At 55.4% G+C, this 1508-nt stretch carries 1 protein-coding gene; it reads right to left on the bottom strand.

Annotated elements, in window-relative coordinates; all coding sequences use genetic code 11:
* Nucleotides 1–47: 47 nt before the first annotated feature.
* Nucleotides 48–1265 (bottom strand): IS110 family RNA-guided transposase, encoded by a 1218-nt coding sequence (locus tag FQV28_RS07940; RefSeq protein WP_146495296.1) that lies wholly within the window; start codon nt 1263–1265, stop codon nt 48–50.
* Between the last annotated feature and the right edge of the window lie 243 nt (nt 1266–1508).

Here is a 1508-nt window from a genome sequence, read left to right as displayed (position 1 = left end):
CCTGCGCTTTCCGGTTTTTTCGCAGGGGCGCATGTGCTATACTCCTGTTACGAAGCCTTGCCGGCTTCGTACTGGTAGAGGAGGCCGTGTTGAATAAGGTGAAATGCGACTTTCAGGAACTTATTCACACAGGCAATCACCGCAACCTGATGGGGCTTCCCGTTGGGTTGCTTTTTTAATTGGTCGTAATAATCCACGATGGTGTTCTGCGTCTTCGCCCGCAAGGAAAGCATGTTCATCACCATGGTGTAGAGGATTTTCCGCAGCCTTTTATTGCCGCGTTTGTTGATCCGGTCCGGTCGCTGGAGTTTGCCCGATTGATGACGCCGAATGTCAATGCCGGCGTAGGCGTTGAGTTGTTTGGCATTCCGGAAGCGCCGGATGTCGCCTAACTCGGCGATGAGCAGGACAGCCGTCGTATCGCCGATTCCCGGAAAGGATTTCAGCACCTGGAACGCCACGTGATCCTTCGAGAGCTCCACCATTTGGCGGACGACCTCGTTCTTTTGGCTGCGCAGTTCCAGCAGGCGCTTCGCGTACTGCTTCAGGTGTTGGCAGCGCACGTCTTCCGGCCCGATGGCCGCATAGGCGTTCTTCGCCGCGGTACGGAGCCGTTCCGCCTTCCGTTCCGCCTCTTGTGTCGAGAGGCGTTTGGGGGTCGCCCGTTTGATCGCGTCCCGAAGTTCTTCGTCAGCTATGCCCAGGAGGGCGTTCGGGTGCGGGTAGCGCTGCACGATGTTCAAAAAGAGTACCGAATTCGTCGTACACACGGTTTCCAACAACGGAAAGCTCAACTGCAGAAAGGCGTGAAGCCGGTTCGTGTGTTGGGTGATCTCCTTGCCAATGTCCTCGTAGTAGCGGCCCAGCGCCCGCATCTGTTCAAAATAGGCTTCTTGGACATAGGTGTCTGGCCGGCGGATTCGGAACTGGGATTTGGCCAGTTCATGGGCATCGCTTACGTCTGTCTTCTGCCTGCGCATCGCGGCGGTCTGGATCTTGGCCTCCAGTGGATTCAGGCGGCTATACGGAAAGCCGTTTTCCTGCAGGAACGCCTCCAAGGGGTGGGAATACACGCCCGTGGCTTCGAAAACGATGGCCGGCAACCGGCCTGCCTGTTCCCGCAAGGCGCAGATCCGCTCGTTCAACGAGCCGAAACCGGCTTGGGTATGCGTCAATTCCCCTTCGTATTGGCAGTGTTGATTGGGGTCGTAGACCACCACAGAACTTTTCCCCTTACTGACATCAAAAGCCATCACATGTCTCATCTTTTGCCTCCTGTTTCGTTTTAGTAGAAGCCCTCCACAGTGCCTTATCGATTCCACTTTCTTATACGGCCTCAAGGACCCAACATACTAACCTGATTCGGATAAGGGTGTGAAGGGAGCCGGTTTCCTGGTTCGGATTCGACGATCCACGCGTCCGCACGACTTCCCTTCACTTCTACAAAAAAAGAGTAGCACAAACCATGGCCATGGTTTGTGCTACTCATGTTAGTATGTTTCCGCGGG

The sequence above is a fragment of the Planomicrobium sp. CPCC 101079 genome (genome assembly GCF_007859275.1).
In the GTDB taxonomy this organism is placed as follows: domain Bacteria; phylum Bacillota; class Bacilli; order Bacillales_A; family Planococcaceae; genus Planococcus.
This window is presented reverse-complemented; position numbering and strand designations above follow the sequence as displayed.